The 18,023-nt window shown below is 41.5% G+C and carries 9 protein-coding genes and 1 pseudogene; 1 reads left to right on the top strand and 9 read right to left on the bottom strand.

Going from position 1 to position 18,023, the window contains the following annotated elements; genetic code table 11:
* Positions 1–351: 351 nt before the first annotated feature.
* The 9 genes and pseudogenes from L1028_RS17880 to L1028_RS17840 form a co-directional block, all read right to left on the bottom strand.
* Positions 352–1,965, bottom strand: a complete 1,614-nt coding sequence (locus L1028_RS17880; protein WP_234536260.1) for a response regulator — start codon at positions 1,963–1,965, stop codon at positions 352–354.
* Positions 1,966–1,997: 32 nt separating this feature from the next.
* Positions 1,998–3,764 carry a cache domain-containing sensor histidine kinase gene (locus L1028_RS17875; RefSeq protein ID WP_234536257.1) on the bottom strand — a complete coding sequence of 589 codons (1,767 nt, stop codon included), beginning with the start codon at positions 3,762–3,764 and terminating at the stop codon, positions 1,998–2,000.
* Between the two features lie 748 nt (positions 3,765–4,512).
* Positions 4,513–5,745 carry a chloride channel protein gene (locus tag L1028_RS17870; protein WP_234536254.1) on the bottom strand — a complete coding sequence of 411 codons (1,233 nt, stop codon included), beginning with the start codon at positions 5,743–5,745 and terminating at the stop codon, positions 4,513–4,515.
* Between the two features lie 86 nt (positions 5,746–5,831).
* Positions 5,832–6,338: pseudogene (locus L1028_RS17865) on the bottom strand (thioether cross-link-forming SCIFF peptide maturase); the annotation flags it as partial.
* Complete coding sequence (locus L1028_RS31515) at positions 6,308–9,715, bottom strand: carbohydrate-binding protein (RefSeq protein WP_341482562.1); 3,408 nt, start codon at positions 9,713–9,715, stop codon at positions 6,308–6,310. The pseudogene L1028_RS17865 and the gene L1028_RS31515, both read right to left, overlap by 31 nt.
* Positions 9,716–10,801: 1,086 nt before the next feature.
* Positions 10,802–10,948 (bottom strand): hypothetical protein, encoded by a 147-nt coding sequence (locus L1028_RS17855; protein WP_234536250.1) that lies wholly within the window; start codon positions 10,946–10,948, stop codon positions 10,802–10,804.
* Between the two features lie 58 nt (positions 10,949–11,006).
* Positions 11,007–12,617, bottom strand: coding sequence for an ABC transporter substrate-binding protein (locus L1028_RS17850; RefSeq protein ID WP_234536248.1), 1,611 nt, complete (start codon positions 12,615–12,617; stop codon positions 11,007–11,009).
* Positions 12,618–12,931: 314 nt separating this feature from the next.
* Positions 12,932–13,831 (bottom strand): carbohydrate ABC transporter permease, encoded by a 900-nt coding sequence (locus L1028_RS17845; RefSeq protein ID WP_234536245.1) that lies wholly within the window; start codon positions 13,829–13,831, stop codon positions 12,932–12,934.
* A gap of 25 nt (positions 13,832–13,856) precedes the next feature.
* The gene (locus tag L1028_RS17840; RefSeq protein WP_234536243.1) at positions 13,857–14,846 is read right to left on the bottom strand and encodes an ABC transporter permease; all 990 of its coding nucleotides are present in this window, start codon (positions 14,844–14,846) and stop codon (positions 13,857–13,859) included.
* 247 nt (positions 14,847–15,093) lie between these two features.
* Here L1028_RS17840 and L1028_RS17835 point away from each other — a divergent pair, with 247 nt between their 5' ends.
* Positions 15,094–17,370, top strand: a complete 2,277-nt coding sequence (locus L1028_RS17835) for an AraC family transcriptional regulator (RefSeq protein WP_234536239.1) — start codon at positions 15,094–15,096, stop codon at positions 17,368–17,370.
* Positions 17,371–18,023 lie beyond the last annotated feature (653 nt).

Here is an 18,023-nt window from a genome sequence, read left to right as displayed (position 1 = left end):
CTCTGGCTATCAAATTAGGCTTTTATATTATTTCACCTCCAAATTAGGGTAGAACTATCACCGTGGGGTAGGAGTACTGCGTATTTTCTCAATATACTGAATATGTGGAGTTAGCTAAATTTGAAAACTATCGGGGGTCATTCGGTAGGTAAATAAACCGTATTATTTATCTTTCCATACTATCCACCCGCTACTTATATGTTAATGACAATAAATTAGATTTCATGATAAATTTTCCGATTTGCATTATTTCATAAGTATTCAGATCTTAGATTCTCAATTATGTCAAGTTAAAACGGATACCATCTTTTTAGACGGTATCCGTTTTCGAAATCATGATATAGTTTTCGGTTACTTAGAAACCGTTTTCATAAACTGATTCGGACTCATGCCACTCACCTTCTTAAAAACCCGGCTAAAGTGCTCTGTACTAGCATATCCGGTACGCTCTGCAATCTCATATATTTTTAAATAAGGTTCCTTCTTCATAATTTCCATTGCCTTTTCCATCCGTACTTTTGTTACAAATTCTTTAAAAGTCTCACCTACCACCTTGGAGAACAATGTACTGAAATGACTTTCACTTAAATGTACGATTTCGCTTACTTTCCGAAGTGTAATATCTTCATCATAATGCTCCGTAATGAAAGCTTGAGCAACGGATACAACCCGATTCATTTGCCCAGCCTTCTTATCCATCTCTTGAAGAAGCTGCTGAACCAAACTTGAAATCCTGGTTTGTAATTTAGCGGCGGAGTCAATCTGCCAAGCCATTCGATATACGTCCTCGATCTTATTCATTTCCTGGTTATTTACAAAACCGTTATCATACATGAACTTCACTAATATCATTAAGAGTTCCATATATCGGGTACGCAGTACCTCATTTCCCATGGAGGCAGAACGCTTTATCAGTGTGAACATTTTATCTAGTTCTTGCAGCACCGATTGCTCTTTCCCCTCCTTCAGTGCATCCAGCAAGGCTTTCTCTTTCCCGATTAAGGTCTCTCCCGACTGCTTCAAGAAATGTCTGGCATCCTCAGGATAAATGATTCGATGCTTATTAATAACGAAGCGCAAATCAGCATTTTTTCGAGCTTGAAGATAATACGCCGGGATTTGCTTTACCTCTTCACACATCTCACTTACGCCTATCGTGACTTGAATGTTAATGTATTCCTTCAGTACAAATATGATTTGATTCATGATCTGTGAAATATGCTGTCGCACATACATTAAACTACTCGTTCGAAACGATAAAACCACTACGTACTCATACGGATTACAACTAATAACTTCACCTGTTCCTACCTCTGTTAGCACCTGATCAATTGACTTTACAACGGAACTTACAAACTCCCCAATGGACGATCCATATCGCTCCTGCACCTCGGCAGAGCTTTCTACTCGAATCAAGGAAATTATAATGCTATTCCATTCCAGCCTCATGTTCAAATCCTCCAGAATAGAAGGTTCGGACTGAGGACTCACGCCAATTTCAAGCCATTCCCGGATGGTTTGCTGTTTCAATCGTACCTTTTCGCCATTACGGATTTCTCTCGATTGTCTTGTCATGGTCTGTTCAACTTCAAAGTCGTGCTTGATCCGATTCAAGAGATTCAGGACAACATTCGGATCCATCTCCGATTTAAGAATGTAGTCATTGACTCCCCTCTTAAATGCCTTTCTTACAAATTCAAAATCATCATACGCACTTAAAATGACAACATGTGGAGAAGTCCCAATAACCTGATTAAGCTCATCAATAAGCTCTAAACCATCCATCACAGGCATCTTCAAATCCGTAATCACAATGTCAATCTCTCGATTTTCCTTGATATACTGAAGGGCTTGATAACCATTACTCGCTTCATAAACAATCCGAAATCCGTTCGATTCCCAGTCAATCAGCGTAGATAATGCCAATCTCATAATAGTCTCGTCTTCTACGATCATTACATTCATCTCTCGGTCGTCCTTTCCATGAAAAATCATGTTCATATCAATGGAAGTAGAATAGTAACGATGGTACCTCTGTCTAACTTACTATCAATTTCCACGCCGTAAGGATGACCATAATTAAGCTCAATTCGTTGTAACACATTATGTACACCGATCCCGCTAAAATTCCCACGCTGGTATTTCTCACCCTGATTCAGCAATTCACTAATTTGATCGTCTGTCATTCCTTTACCATAATCCGTGATGGAAAAGCATACTCCAAGCTCATGCCGAATCGCCTTCACCTCAATAAGATCATTCATATTTTGTTGATCCAGTCCATGAAAAATAGCATTCTCAAGAATCGGTTGAAGCAGCATTTTGGGCATGCTGTAATTCAAAAGCGTATCATCAATATGAAACTGGATATTCAGCTTCCCCCCATAACGAACCTGCATAATATGAACGTATGACTCTAGTACCTTGATCTCCTGACCGATTGGGGCTAGCGAGTTTGGTTCACGAAATACATGAGTCAGAAGGGCAGATAGGCTCTCAATAATTTTACGAATATTGTCTGTTTTTGCTATCATCGCCATAAGTCGAACAGAATTCAATGTATTCGATAAGAAGTGTGGATTAATTTGTGACTGCAAAGCTTCAATTTCAGCCTGGCTGCGCGCTCGTTCCTTCAAATCCCGTTCTTGCATAAGATCTCTGATCTGAGAAACCATGCGATTAAAGGAATGGCCCAGCCGCTTAATCTCGCCTCTTCCGTCTGCCTTGACCTCCATCAGAAAATCACCTCTCTCCACCTTTTTCATCGCTCGAATGAGATTCTGCAGCGGCCTAAGCAGGTCTTGGAAAAACCAAAGTAGGAAAATTATAAAAAAGGCGGAAATACCAAACATAAAAATGAGGGATATCTTTAAGAATTGATCAGCGTCCCTCGTAACCATGCTCTCATCTAAAATATTGGCGATACTCCAATCTGTCTTCTCGAACGAATACAGCTTAAGAAGCTTTTTCTCTCCATTTATCTTAATAAAGGAGTAATCATCATCATTAGTATGAGATGGCTTCTGTACCATCTTGGACAGTTCCATCATGATTCCAGGATCTATCTTATCATGATTGTTCTGATTCACAATTCGATTACCGTTTCGATCAATAATGAACTGTTTAATTTTAGGATTAGAATGAATCAAATCTGGAAGGGAGGCGTGAGTCGTCAAATAAACCATCTCAACCTCTGATTCCAAAGATTGATCTGGATGAAGCAATAAGGTAAACATGTCCTGTTTATCTGAAGTAATACCGTTCAGGCTATCAACAATGAATGTTGTTCCATTGCTGCTCCTCAGCGCCTCCTGATACCATGGCAGATTGCGAATGTTAGCACCGGACATCGTTGGAGGGTTCTTAAAATAATAGTAGCCTCCATCCTTAAATGTAAAAATAACACTGACAATCTCATTACTATAATTTGAGATAATATTCAAGTATGCATCGATCTCACGCGCAAGTTGAATTTTTTCTACGGAAGTCGCACTTCTGCTCCACGCTGAGACTGCATCTAATATCATGTTGTCGTTCACATTAGCGATTGTAGCAATGGTAAGTGAGGCTCGTTTCAGCTCAGAATTCATATTGTTAGATGCGATATCCAGTTGTTGATCAACTTGATCAATGGATCTTTGAATTAATGATGTTGAATAATATTTATAAAATATTGTGATAAACAAGATGAAAGGGACGATGATAATCAACACAAAAGTTCCAATAAAATGCTTAGTAATCCCTTTATCTCTATATCTGAACATGGATACCCTCCATACATGTATATGTCACTTATTATCGGGTCCGGTTATGACAAAGAAGATCACCTTCAATAGCGTACTAGAGCAGGCAATCTACTTTGTTAAATGACTCCTATTCCATCGAGGTAACTTATCATTCCATTAACTACCACAGGACATAACCTAACTACAGTTTACAGATTGAAAAAGATATTTTAATGATATTTCTTCTTATTACATGATATTTTTTCTGTATTAACTCTAATCTCCCTTCCCAATCCGTACCCAGTATAAAAACAGGATATTCTGCTTAACACAGTCAAAGGAGTCATCCCTAGTGTAGAAAAAATCTACTTGAGGGATGTCTCCAGAATTTAGGAAAGCTCTTGGATCATCCTATCCAATTCAAGCCATATAACGATCCACAACATTCCGTGCAAGATCTGTATAAGCAATATCTAAGTGAATCTTGAACACTCTACTCATCGTTTTGGGCAAACTCAAATCTTGTAAAATACTTGAAGATAAAATTTGTTATTTTCATTATAGGTCAGGGTAAAGACCTCATCTAGTATAATTTCGTGACATTATTTCCCTATCTTTACTTCAGCGACGATGGCATAAAAAAAATCGCAAGCGGTCAGATGAAAAATCCAGAATTTTTTCTCAAGAATGCAGCAAAAACACCTGCCATTATAAATTATAGCAGGTGTCTATTTTTTCTATTTTTTCAGAAATATTATCTCGTCAACCACCCATCAATGCCCTAATTCTAAGCACCCTTCAGCCATTTCAGCTTGAATATATAGATGGGCAGATATGCCGCTAATATCATGGGGATGATTAGCTTGACTGGGAAGATCATCATCAAAATAAGCACAACAGCGATTGGCTTTTTGAGTACGGCACTGGTAAGTGCAGTCGTTATAATGCTAATGGATGTTACAGGATCGATGGGGAATAACATTGCAACTCCATATCCTATACTTACCCCTGCGAAAATAATAGGAAATATATGTCCGCCTCGCCAGCCCGTAGATAAACAAAATTCGGTTAAGAATAACTTTACAATACCTAATAACAATAATAAATAAATGGACATATGGGTCCAATCAGCTGCTAATTCTGTAAGCTCATGCTCACCAGAAAATAAGGTCAGGGGAAGAACCGTTCCTATTAATCCTAGTACTAATCCGCCAATAGCAGCTTTGACGATTTTGTAATTATCAAGCGGTTTGAGTACCTTATGAAAAAAAGATCCAAAAAACTCGTATAATTTGCCCAGCAATACCCCGATAAGGATAAGCGGGATGATCGCTATGATTTCTTTTACACCGATGGATGCCGGACCAAAATCAGCTATAGTAAATTTTCTGTTATCGATTTTGGATAAAAATACAAATACACCAAAAGCTGCAGCCGTCGTTATGGAATACACAAGTGTCTTGATTAGTTTTATAAATTTTGGATCTTTCCGATCTTCAAAGAATGTAGTCACTCCATATAGCGGTGATCTAAAAACCATGCCAATTGTAGTCTCAACACTGTACTCGATAATGATATCTTCATATTCGTTGACAACAGATTTTTTCTTAACGAATGATTTCAAAACATCTCCTGCCCACGTAGAAAGACCTCCTACAATCCCGACTAAAGCCGCCTCGGGACCAAGACTGGCTCCAAAAGAAAGTACACAAATTGCAATTATGGCGCCCTTAAACACTGAACTGTAATCAATTCTTTTTGTTTGCTTGAATTCCGCTACTACTTCATCTGTTAATCGCGGATAATTACCAAGGTACTTTTGAGATAAACCTATCAAAATACCGCCAACTACACTCACGATTAGTGTCCAATACCCAATATCAATTACATTGGGCAAATCAACCCATAAAAAGCGAGTCGTTACAGAAAGAATAGCGAGAAAGCTCCATACAAAAAGCCCAACCATCCCTCCTGTAATGATGCTATATAGAATAAAAGTACCTGCTCCTAAAAACTTCATTCTCTTATTGCCCCACTTTCCTAATAGCACAGATCCTGGTCACACATGATCGAAATGATGTTGAGGTGATCTGTGATCATTGTATCATATTCGGTTCTTGAACCACAGCCAGTGATTCTCTCCTGGATGCAAGGTCCTTCTGAGAGGTCAAGCATGTAGTGATAAAAGGTAAACCCCTTGCCTTGTTCACCGCGTCCGATCATTTCCTTGGCGAGAATTTCGTACTGGTTGTATATCTCCGGGAGGTTCTCCTCGGTAAGTGCATAGGGTTCCCTTGGATCACGGATGACCGGTTCCATCGAGATCTTGTCAAAGCCAAGGTCTGCGATATGAAATATATCATTGGTGAAATCGACATTGTTACGGGTGTAGGTTCCTCTTACATAGTACTCTTGGTCTCCGCGCTTACGAACGAATTCCTGGAACTTCGGAACAATATGCTCATAGCTGCCTTTTCCGTTAACCGTTTTGCGAAGTTGGTCATGAACCTCTTTTCTTCCATCCAGGCTCAATACGACATTATACATTTCCTGATTTAAAAACTCGGTGACCTCATCGTTCATCAGCATCCCGTTCGTCGTGAAGGTGAAGCGGCCTTGTCTACGCTCCAGTATTCCAGTTTATGAACAACTTCTTCCGTGAGGACTACTGAATTGCCGGTTTGCTCCTCTCCATCGTTGACAATGTAATAAGTGCTAGCGACTCCCGTTCCACTGTCGGTTGCGTCCAGAAGTACCGTAACATCTTCATTCACTGTGGAACTGGCGTCAAGACTGTACTCTATCTTCTCTGCACCGGATCCATTGTCCGAGGAGGCAAGCTCAAGCGTAACCGGATGTTCGTACCAGCCGTTCTGCGCTTCGGGTTGAGACGGCGTGACAGCTGCACTGCTCTCGGGTGCGTTCTTGTCGATATTGCTGACTTCATAGCTGGTAATATTCGATATGTTGCCCACATCATCCGTACTCCTCGCATAGACCGTGCTGTTCCCAGTCATGACAATCGGAGAGGTGTACAGTGACCACGTACCATCAGTACCCACTTTATATTCCTTCACAGCTGCGTCATACGGATAGTGAATCGTTACGTTGAAGTCGATGTTGGTTGGTGCTGTCACATCAGCAGTAAAGGTGGCATCCGCCGGTGGTGTATTATTTACATTGAACTTGAACCAGTCGATATTACCCACTCCATCTCCACTTCCGGCAGCAACAATATACAAATTATGCACTCCGCTCACGCCAGATACAGCGCATGTCTGCGTTGCGTAAGTATCCCATCCGCCAGTTGAGCTTATGGTTAATGTACCAATTAATGGTCCGGTCGTGCTGTCAAGCCTTAACTGGAGCTGCTTACCTGCATAAGCAGGATCGACGCCCACATTGGCCATGAACTGACTGATACCCGTACCGAAATCGATACCGTTATATACCATCCAATCGCTTGGATCTATATTGCCAACGACAGTCCCTGTTCCAATGCTATGGGTCGCAACTCCCCTATGCGAGCTATAGTTCTCAGCCTGAATGGTGTCAGTGCTTGGCGTTGTCGTCGGTGCTAGCAGTTGGAACCAATTCAGATTCAAACCGGTTTTGCTGGCGTACAGCCGTATCGTCTGAGGTCCTGCACTTAGTGTCACCGTATCGCTTACCGTCGCCCAATTTTGCCATCCGCCTGTACTTGGGATTGACGTTGTTTTCAGATTGACTCCGTTCTCCTGCAGTTGGACTTCACCGGTGTATCCTACATTAACAGCTACCCGATAATTCACCGTATAGATACCGGTGGTCGCGACATTAACGTTGTAATCCATCCAATCGCCAGCGTCGATATAACCTACATTCAACGTGCCTTCTGATGATGGTTCCGTTTGTACGCCCGACATCGCGTTATAATTTTCCGCTTCGATCTTGCCAGGGATCGGCACAAACTTCTCGATCTGGAACCAATTCAGGTTCCACCCGTTTTTGGTAATATAGAGTCTTATCGTCTGAGTTCCTTCGCTTAGTGTTACGGTATCGCTTACTGTCGCCCAATTTTGCCAGCCGCCTGTACTCGGGAATGAAGTGGTCTTCAGATTGACTCCGTTCACCTGCAGCTGAACTTCACCGGTGTATCCCCCATTAACGGCTACCCGATAATTCACCTTATAGATGCCGGCAGTCGCGACATTGACACGATAGTCTATCCAGTCACCAGCGTCTAAATAGCCCGCAGCAAAAGTGCCCTCTGAGGCTGTAACCGCCTGAATGCCTGACATATCATTGAAATCTTCCGCTTCAATCTTGCCAGGAATCGGTGCAGGAGGTGTCGGCAACGGATCAGGCAGAGGGGTTACTGTACCCCCATAAATATAAAACTGATCGTAATAACTCACGCCTCTACCATCGCCAGACCCGAGCTCGACACGATTAAAATTGGATATAGTGGTTAAGGTCTGAACCAGCACGCCGTCAATGTACAGCTTCACGTCACTTCCGCTTGTATAATCCCATTTCAGCTCATGCCAGCCATAGGTTCGAGGAACAGTAGTTGCCGTTTCGGTTGATCCATTCATAACAACGTAATATTTATCGCTTACCGTCGTATCCATTCCTATCCCTACAACCTGAACACCATTGTCTGCTCGCGCCAGCGATTTCACCGTTGAAGAGATGGTCGTGCCAGAATCGTAAGGAACTAAGTTACTGCTTTGGCGATCGAACATTTTTACAGTGACGATTTTATTGAGCGAACCGCCGAAATCTCTGTACAACACCGGTTTTGAACCGGTTGGCGCAGCATCGCTGTGTATTGTCAACGCTTTTTTGCCATGAAGAACGCCTTCAGACATCCATTCCGTGGTCACAACAGGTCTCATACCTTTATAAACCCACTTCGTCCAATCCATTCCATTTTCGAAATCATCTTTGAAATAAATATTGTCCGGTTCTTGAAATGAAACTGTTGCGGGTAAATAGACACTTGGAAAATTAGCCCCGACACCGATGTTCGCATAATCCATTAAATCGTCATTAAAGGTGGCGACTTGATTATAAGCGGTGCCAAAGTCAATATTTGTGTTAATTAATGCATATTTTGCATTATAGCCGCCAACTTCAAAATTAAAATGCTGCGGATTTACGATTTTAACATTTCGCAATTCAAATCCGGAAGTACCCATATCCAAATTCATGCCATTGGGGGTGATGTCTGTCATGCTTGTATTTGCTCCCACATTATCAATGACCATCTGATTGATATAGTTGGGCTTATAATTGGTTTGGCCCTGATATAAATAGCAGGCGAAGAATGCACCGTCATCTCCACCATCCTGCTGCATGTCATGCAGATAAACATATTCAAACGTGTTATGATGCGAATACAAATCAGTCATCGGATTGTAGTTCTTATCGCCGTTCGGAAAGGCAACGTTCGGATTACGGTTCCAACCTCCTGTTACAAAAATCCCTCTTCTTGGCGAGTTGTAGATTTCAAGATGCGAGAACGTATTATAGCCGGAATTATTGATGGTAATCCCTGCGGATTGACCAACCAGCTGTCCAATATCATGGATCATCGTATTGGTAACCGTATTATGATGGCTGTATCCGTCCCCGTTTGCGTCTCCGGCTACCCCGGGATATCCGCCTTCAATATTCACACCGCCATGTCCGGTATATTCGATCAGGGAGTTATTGATATTTGTATACTGGTTCGCTAGATAGAGTTCGATCCCGAACATGCCCGCATTTTTAATATGCGAATTGCTGATCGTGATGTTACTCGTATTGGTCAACGTAATGACTCCAACCTGGAACTCCACTCTTTCGCTCTGCTCGGTGTATGACGGCTGTGTGCTTCCCGCCGCAGCCGGTGGATAATAACCTAATCCTGCACCAGCATCGCCCCAGTTCCACCCGTAGCTGTAGTAGTCCGAGAATTCCGTATCTTTAAATTCCAAGCCATTAAAAGTGATATGCGATACCATGCTTGTACGGGAGGCGCCTTTGATATCAATGATTTTCTGGACAGCAGGGATCACGATGTCCTGATTGTCAATGCTTCCTGAACCTGCTAGTGGATAGTAGTATAAATATCCCGTTTTTTTGTTGAAATAGTATTCACCGGGTTGATCCAAGAACCCCAGATTGCCCTGCAAGAAGTATCTTGCATTCGTACCGGTCTTATATTTGGGACGGTATGCCGCAGCATTATTCGGATTGGTTTTAAATTGAACCGTACGCGTAGAAGTATTAATACCAGCAATCGGGATGGTATCCGTCATCCAATCCCAATATCCGCCGTCCCACATATACACCTGTGCGTCTAAGTCGCTGCGTGTTTGCGCGTTCACTAATCCGGCTAAGGATACCGCATCAATATCGCCGGAGTTATAGATTAAGGTGCTGATTCCACCGCCGGCGGATCTCATATAATCCGTTTGAGAGGCAGGAAATCTAGGATCGACATTTAAATTCCTAGTTCTGGCCATGACAGCCCTGGTATCATTGACGTATAGTGTATTGAACTGAATCCCTGTGCCGACATAGGTTTTGTAGATGTTCCCAACGGCACTGACGGGCAAGTCTGTATCGACGCCTGTACGTGTTACCGGACTCCATGCAGAGGTTACCTTATTACCGCCAATGAATTTCGCCGTACCGAGGCCGTCCAAATTCGTGTAGACAACATTATATCCATTGGTGCCCGAATCTCTTTCATCAAAGGAAATCGTGTTGTTTACGTAATAAGTACCTGAAGCCACGTATACATAGATATCTCCAGTCATATTGCTGTTGATCGCCCTAACCACATCGCGGGATTTCGTAAGTGTAGCAAACGGCTGAGACTGTGTGCCCGGATTGGAGTCGCTGCCATTCGGGGCTACATAAAATGCCGTTTGAACGGCTGCATGGACCGTGGACGGAAAAACAGGTACTACCGTAGCAAAAAGCATGAAAAGACACATGACAAAGCTTGCTTTGTTGTACAGTTTGACATGGAATACCATGAGAAAAACCCTCCTATTCTTAAATCGTTTATAAATAAGGACCTTCTCCTTTTAGAAATAAGGCTACTTCTGCGCCAAAATATACTGTGCATCTCGCCGCAAATATTCCGCCGCTTCGCTTGAAATATGCTTCCAAATTTGCGCCTGCACTTCATGTACAAAGCTGTTCAAATTGTTGTTCTTCAATTTGGCCTGATTGCATTCCCACAAAAAATGAACCCCCTATCAAATGAATATTGTTCATGATAGGGGGCTATAATGTGCTCTCTTATTTACCGTTCGCTTTTCTCCATTCGTCAATTTGCTTCTGCTTTTCAGCAATAATGTCGTCAGCTCCGGCTTTTTTTAGTTTGTTTATAAATTCATCATAGTACTTGTCAGGTTCTACTGAACCGGAATTGAGCGTGTAGAGGTATTCCTTCAAGGTCGCGTCCACGTTGGCAATTTGGGTCTTCACAGGTTCCGAGTCGAAAACGAAGCCCATCACCGGGGATACCATAGCCGTTTTATCTGCTTCGTAAATGATGGCCAGCATCTTCTCCTGAGTTTCTACATTGGTATTTTGATCCCACAGCATTCTGCCGTACGACTGTCCAATTTCCCACTCGCTATAATTAAAATTGTACATGTCCGGAATCATTTCAACTTGTTTCTCGCCTATTTTCTTGTAATCCTTTCCTTCTTCGCCGAAAGCTATAAGATGGAACAATTCATCGTTGGTATTTATCAGTTCAATCAGTTCAACCGCCTTCTCCGGATGCTTTGAATTAGCCCCAACCGCGACTAGAGCGGTGGAAGGACCATTTGCAGATATGAATGGCTCGGTGAACCTTTTGGTGTAAGAGTATACCTTATCATCCACCGGCGCCATAGACATAAAACTTTGAGCCTCCAATTCAGGCATATCAACCAGGTCAGGATACGGGTTGGCGTACAATGCAGCAATCCGTTTAGCTTTCCTGTCCGGGACATAATCTTTCATCGTTGCGGCATCATTCTTGATGTATCCATTCACATACCAGTTTCTGAATGTCTTCAAATAACCCTTATATTCCTCCGTTTCATACTGGTTGAATACCTTGATGTCCTTATCGTTAATCCTGATCCATCCGGGAATTTTATTGTCGGCTACTGCATCCATACCATACATGATCGGCATATCTGCAAAGTTATCGGCTTGGTTGCTATATTCCCAAGGAATGATGCCAGGCTCTCCCTTTTTCACAGCATCCAGAAATGGGGTTAGATCTTCCCAATTCTTCATTGACTTCCAATCGAAATTATATTTGTCGGCAAAATCTTTTCTTAACTGTACACCTTTTGCTCCAGCCATTCCCCATACCTGATAGTTAATGGAACCGTAAATTTTTCCGTTTACTTTAACTCCATTCCAAATACTGTCGGGTACTCTTGATTTTGTCACCGGCGCGTACTGATCCAGCAGCTCAGTGATATCTTTATAGGCTCCTTTGGAGGCATTCTGGAAGTAGTTCAATTCTCCGAAGCTGCCGGTAAAGGCAAGGTCAAACGATTCTCCGGACGATATCATCAGATTTAATTTTTGCGGATACGCGCTCCAATCGGTAACGACAACTTTTAACGTAGCATTGATCTTTTCCTTAATAATCTTATTTGCAGCCTCCATAATTCGATCCATATCTTTCACCGGAGAGTTTGCGATGTAAAATGATAATTCTACAGGCTCTTCTTGCTTCGCCGGTTCATTCGTGGGTTTATCCGTGGGTTTATAAGTGGATTTATTCGTGGCTTCATTCGAAGGCGCTTCGGATTCGGATTTTGATCCACATCCGCTAAGCGTTAGAACCACAATGAACATGAATAAGATTGAAGTAGTTAAAAGTTTTTTCAATTTAAACATATTGACCTCCTTTATTCTCTTCAACAAGGATTTGTATGACCTATCCGTTTGCCTGAGCTTTAAGTTGAACATTTGTAAGGAAGTTATGAAGAAGATCCTAAGAGGTATATTTCAACGCCACCTTGACGTCTTATGGCAAGTTCCCGGTAAGCATCACCTCCATCATGGTAAAAGCTACAGTGTTTCTCATTGCTATTTTCACATTACTGCCCGGAAGAATAGTTGCCTACTGAAAAAAGTATATTTTCCTTCAATTAAGAAACCATTAAACTCTTTAAAAAGGATACTTTCCATGAAATTTATGTTTTTGGGTTCTAAGCTTTCACAGCTCCAAGTGTAAGACCCTTTACAAAATACCGCTGCAAAACCGGATACATTACAATAATGGGTCCAATCGAAAGGATACAGGCAGCCATTCTGGCGCTTTCTCCCGGAAGGATACCCACAGCCTTTTCAATAGATCTGGATGCACTGTCATTACTAAGCAAATACTGAATATTCGTTAATAAGGACTGGAGCAAATATTGGAGAGAATAAAGTTTGTTATTCTCGATGAAGAGCGCACTGGTAAACCAGTCATTCCAATAGGCGATGGCGATAAAGAGTCCGATCGTTGCAAGAACTGGAGTAGACAGCGGTAGTACAATCCGAAAAAAAGTATTAAACTCCCCTGAACCGTCGATTCTCGCTGCTTCCGTAATGGAGTCTGGCAGCGCCTTGAAGAAGTTGCGCATGATCATTACATGCACTGGGGACAGTAGCAATACGACGATCAAGACAAACAATGTATCCTTCAAATGGAGATATTTCGTGATCAATATGTAATATGGCGCTAATCCCCCATTAAACAAAATCGTAAAGAATACCAAAAAGGCGATCTGATTTCTGTACCTCACCTCTGGTCTTGAAATGGCATATGACAACATGGAGGTGATAAGCAAATGAAGAATCGTACCAACGACCGTTACAAGGATGGTTATCTTGTATGCATTCAGGATGGATGTAGAGCCGGAGAATGCATACCAATAGCCCGCGAGACTAAAGTCTTTTGGGAAAAGGTGATATCCCTCTGTGATAATCGATTTTTCATGAGTTAAAGAAACGGACAGCACCATCCATATCGGAATGAGGCACATTAAACTGTAAATAATGAAAATTATATTGACTACAAGCTTCGTGAATGTTCCCTTTCTTTTTACTAGAGACCCTTCCATATCCACACGCTCCTTCATCAGCAGTCTAGAACATTGCGCTCTCGGGATCATATTTTTTCACCAAATAATTACAGATAAGAACAAGGATCAACCCTACAACAGCCTGGTATAAGCCTACCGCTGAGGACATTCCGATATCATTCACGGTTCGTAATGCTCTAAACACATACGTATCGATGACGTCCGTCGTCGAGAATAATATCCCCGATTCCCGTGGCAACGTATAGAACGCACTCCAGTCACCAAGCCCGCCGTTGAAAATTTTCCCCAGCGACAGAAGCGTCAGAATAATCACTACAGGCATCAAGAGCGGAATAGTCACATACCATGCTTTCTGCCACTTGCTGGCGCCATCTATTTCGGCCGCTTCATAGTATTCAGGTGAAATCCCTGTTATTGCCGCAACATAAATCACTGAAGTATATCCCACTTGCTTAAGAAGGTAGGCTAGTGGCATAATAAATCGCCAGTATGAAGGTTCTCCATACCACTGAATCGCTTCAAGTCCTAGTGATTCACGAATTCTATTCACTAGCCCCTGATCCGTATTCAGTAAGGTATAAACAATATACTCTCCTACCACCCATGATAGAAAAAACGGCATGAGCATAATACTTTTGTACAATCCCGTACGAAGCTTACTTCCTGTTTCCTGCAAGAGGATGGAAAACACAATAGAAATGCTCGTAACCAATCCTAGAATGACCAAGTTGTAAAAGATCGTATTAAAGGTAACTCTCCAAGCAAGATCAGATTTGAAGAAAAATTCAAAGTTTTTAAATCCGATCCATTCACTTGCCAGTATTCCCGCTACGGGATTATAGTCCTTGAAAGCAATAATTACCCCGAACATCGGTAAGTAATTGAATATGAGAATAAAAAGCAGTCCTGGCAAAACCATGACATAAAATGGCCAGCGTTTTACTATCTCTTTAAAAAAAGTGAACCGAAACCGATGTTGAGGCTGTTTAAGCTTTCCCTTTACGACAGTTGTAGCTGGCATATTATTGTTCATAAACCTTCTCCTTCTTTCTAGAGTCACTCGAGCAACCTCATCATAGCCGTTTACTCGTTTGCTTCAAACCGAAAAAAACATCGTTTTCTTTAATTCCTTGTGGACATCGTTTTATTAAAAAATATACATTTCATTAAATTTTGGATATTTAAACAGATAGGGTTCAATATACTTATTTCAGAAAGGTAAGTGAGAGTGAACATCGAAATATAATGAAGGCAGCACCAAGGAGGGGAGTGAATATACTATGGGTGTGCCTATAAAAAGCTTTAAACAAACAAACTTGTACATCAAAATGCTGCTAACTTTTACTGCAACCGTTACGCTGCTCATTCTAGGGTTGTCAGCCCTCTTGTATCACAATTACGTAAGAGCCTCGTTGGCTAACGAGAGCCGAAAAGACACTTCCATACTGTATCAAATTAGCTACAGTATGAATTACATGGATAGCCTTGCTCAAAAATTCATGTCTTCGGCCATTGTCGGACCTCACGTTTCCAATCTTTTGTATAATCCGAACGGCGACAAGATGCTACTCAATAATGCTCTACGAAATTTGGACCAGCTTGTCGTTACGACGGATTACGTTCATTCGGTATACACGATTTCTATACCTTTAGATCGGATTACCTCCACAGAAAACGGTGGTTACTATTCGCTCAAACAATTTTACGATCAAGATGCAGTAAACTTACTTCGGAATTGGGATACCCAATCTTCAACCACAACACCGATCGCTCGTAAAATTCCAGGCCCTAATTCGTTAACCAGAGTTGGAAACGTTTACACGTATGTGCTTCCATACAAAACAAGTTTTGAAAAAAAACCGCGTGAAGCGGTTGTTGTTAACATTAAAGCTAATGTTCTACGGGAACTCATCGCTTCCTTAAACATCAAAACCTCCGTTACCGGAAACGATATTGTCGTGATCGACTCCAACGGAACGGTGATAAACCACGCTTCGGAAAATATGTTCCTACGGAATATTCGGGATGAGGAGGATGTCCGGACCGTTTTAGCTTCAGAACAGGCATCAGGCAGTTTTAAATCGAATATCGATGGACAATCCTACAATATTACTTACGTGTCCTCAGAAACACCAAAGTGGAAATTTATAAGCCGAACTTCATACAAATCCTTCATGTCACCATTAAATGCCGTCAAATCCTCGACCATATTCACAAGTTTGATCGTACTGCTATTAGGGTTATTATTTTCATATATCATGTCGAGATCTTTATATTCTCCGTTCAGAAGACTTATAGAGAACGTTCGACTTAAGAATGATGAATTGGAGCGTAAGCAGCGTGATCAACGTCAATCCCTAAAAAACACCTGGTTAAAAGAGTTAATCTTAGGCATTAAGGACGTCATCCTCAAGGAGTTAAAATCCCAAAAAGCGGAACTCGGCATCAACATAGATTTGAACGCTCCACTCCGGATGATTGTTTTCCGGATTGACCACTATCCATTATTCCTGGACCGTTATAATGAGAGAGAACGTACCCTGCTGAAATATGGAATCGCTAACATTATTCAAGCGATTACTTCAGCAAAATGCACAAGTGATGTCATTGATATGGATACAGATAAACTCGTGTTACTCTTACAATGTTCAGAATCGGATAATGAACAAGAACAAGGCATCATAGCGATGGTGCAAAGTATACAGCATTCCGTGTGTGAATATTTGCATTTCTCTCTTTCCGTTACGATCAGTGAGCCAATCGAATCCCGTGATCTTTTAAGCGAGACGTATTCTGACACGCTTACCCTTTCTTTATACCGTCTGACAGCCGGACATGGCAGCATCATTACCCCCGCCTACCGAGCAGGCATCAGTGGAAGTCCGCTGTCTTTCCCTGAAGCAAAGGCTAGACTGCTTCTGGATTCGTTAAAGCTTGGACATATTGAGAAAGCAACGAGATACTATTACGAGATTGTTGAAAGCTTGAAAGGTACACCTTATGAAACGATGCTCTCCTCATTTATGCATCTTATGTTTATGATCAGCAGCTCCTTCCACTCCGTTGCAGACAACAACAATCCCCGTATATCGGGTGTATTTCGTACGTTTTACTCCGAAATAGACTCTTTTGAGATTATCGAAGAAATCAACCAGACCTTTGAATCTTTATTTGCTGAAATCAGCTCGACTATAGATGTCATGAAGTACAACAAACGCAATAATATCACCAGTCGCATCAAGAAAATGATCGAAGAACAATATCAGGATAAGAATCTAAGCCTAAACATTATTGCCGATGAACTTCAAATGTCCAAGGTATATTTGGGAAGATTATTCAAAGAAGCAACAGGTAAATCGGTTGCTGAATATATTACGGACGTACGAATGACTAGGGTAAAAGAATTGCTGAACAAAAACAATCTAACGACCAAAGAGATTTTGGAGGAATGCGGTTGGGAAGATTTGAACTATTTTTATACATTGTTCAAGAAGTATTTCGGAGTGCCCCTCTCTCATTATAAAATTTCAATGAAAAACGATAGTGAACTAGGTTAAATCTGAATCCGATGGGGAAAGAAAAAGCCGAGCGAAAATCAGGAGTGGATACCTGGATTTCGCTCGGCTCAGCGGTAAACTTTAAGTGCTCAGCAAAATATTCTGTTATTGCAAAGTAGTGTTTTCTTGCCTCTTCTTCTGATTAGGGCAATATTTGTCTATACCAGATTGATAAACCCAATTAATTCATCTTAAGCATATATTTCTGTGACTAGCTTATCTGACATGAACCGATAGGTTACGATTTCTAGTAATGTCAGGACAAGAAGACAACAATTTTCAAACGAATCGTATTCATTCTCCATTTGCTAATCACAATATCACCTGCCAAAAAAATAATTTAACATAACAACCAAAGGAAATAACAGATGCCACCCAGTATCAACGAAATGCTCGAATTACCAGAGTAACTAATGAATCAGATTCTTTCTATACGACGGATTGTAATATGAAGTGCGACAGCTGCTAAGAGAATAAAAAAATAGCCCATGACTGATTCGTGTAGAATGAAGTTACCACACCACCCCTACACAAGGAGAATCAGAACATGAACTACACTCATTTTAGCATAATCGAACGTAGTCAGCTAGAAATCTTGCATCGTTTGGAATGGACCAACCGAGAGATTGGTAAAAAGCTTGGAAGACACCACT

Origin of the sequence: Paenibacillus pseudetheri, assembly GCF_924513355.1 — a bacterium.
Classification (GTDB): domain Bacteria; phylum Bacillota; class Bacilli; order Paenibacillales; family Paenibacillaceae; genus Paenibacillus_AQ; species Paenibacillus_AQ pseudetheri.
The sequence above is the reverse complement of the archived record's forward strand: the minus strand, read 5'-3'. Positions and strand labels throughout refer to the sequence as shown.

Bases quoted from the DNA above. Each gene is read 5' to 3' on its own strand.
- L1028_RS17880 (WP_234536260.1), bottom strand. From the start codon at position 1,965: ATGAATGTAATGATCGTAGAAGACGAGACTATTATGAGATTGGCATTA.
- L1028_RS17875 (WP_234536257.1), bottom strand. From the start codon at position 3,764: ATGTTCAGATATAGAGATAAAGGGATTACTAAGCATTTTATTGGAACT.
- L1028_RS17870 (WP_234536254.1), bottom strand. From the start codon at position 5,745: ATGAAGTTTTTAGGAGCAGGTACTTTTATTCTATATAGCATCATTACA.
- L1028_RS31515 (WP_341482562.1), bottom strand. From the start codon at position 9,715: ATGGTATCGCATATCACTTTTAATGGCTTGGAATTTAAAGATACGGAA.
- L1028_RS17850 (WP_234536248.1), bottom strand. From the start codon at position 12,617: ATGTTTAAATTGAAAAAACTTTTAACTACTTCAATCTTATTCATGTTC.
- L1028_RS17845 (WP_234536245.1), bottom strand. From the start codon at position 13,831: ATGGAAGGGTCTCTAGTAAAAAGAAAGGGAACATTCACGAAGCTTGTA.
- L1028_RS17840 (WP_234536243.1), bottom strand. From the start codon at position 14,846: ATGAACAATAATATGCCAGCTACAACTGTCGTAAAGGGAAAGCTTAAA.
- L1028_RS17835 (WP_234536239.1), top strand. From the start codon at position 15,094: ATGGGTGTGCCTATAAAAAGCTTTAAACAAACAAACTTGTACATCAAA.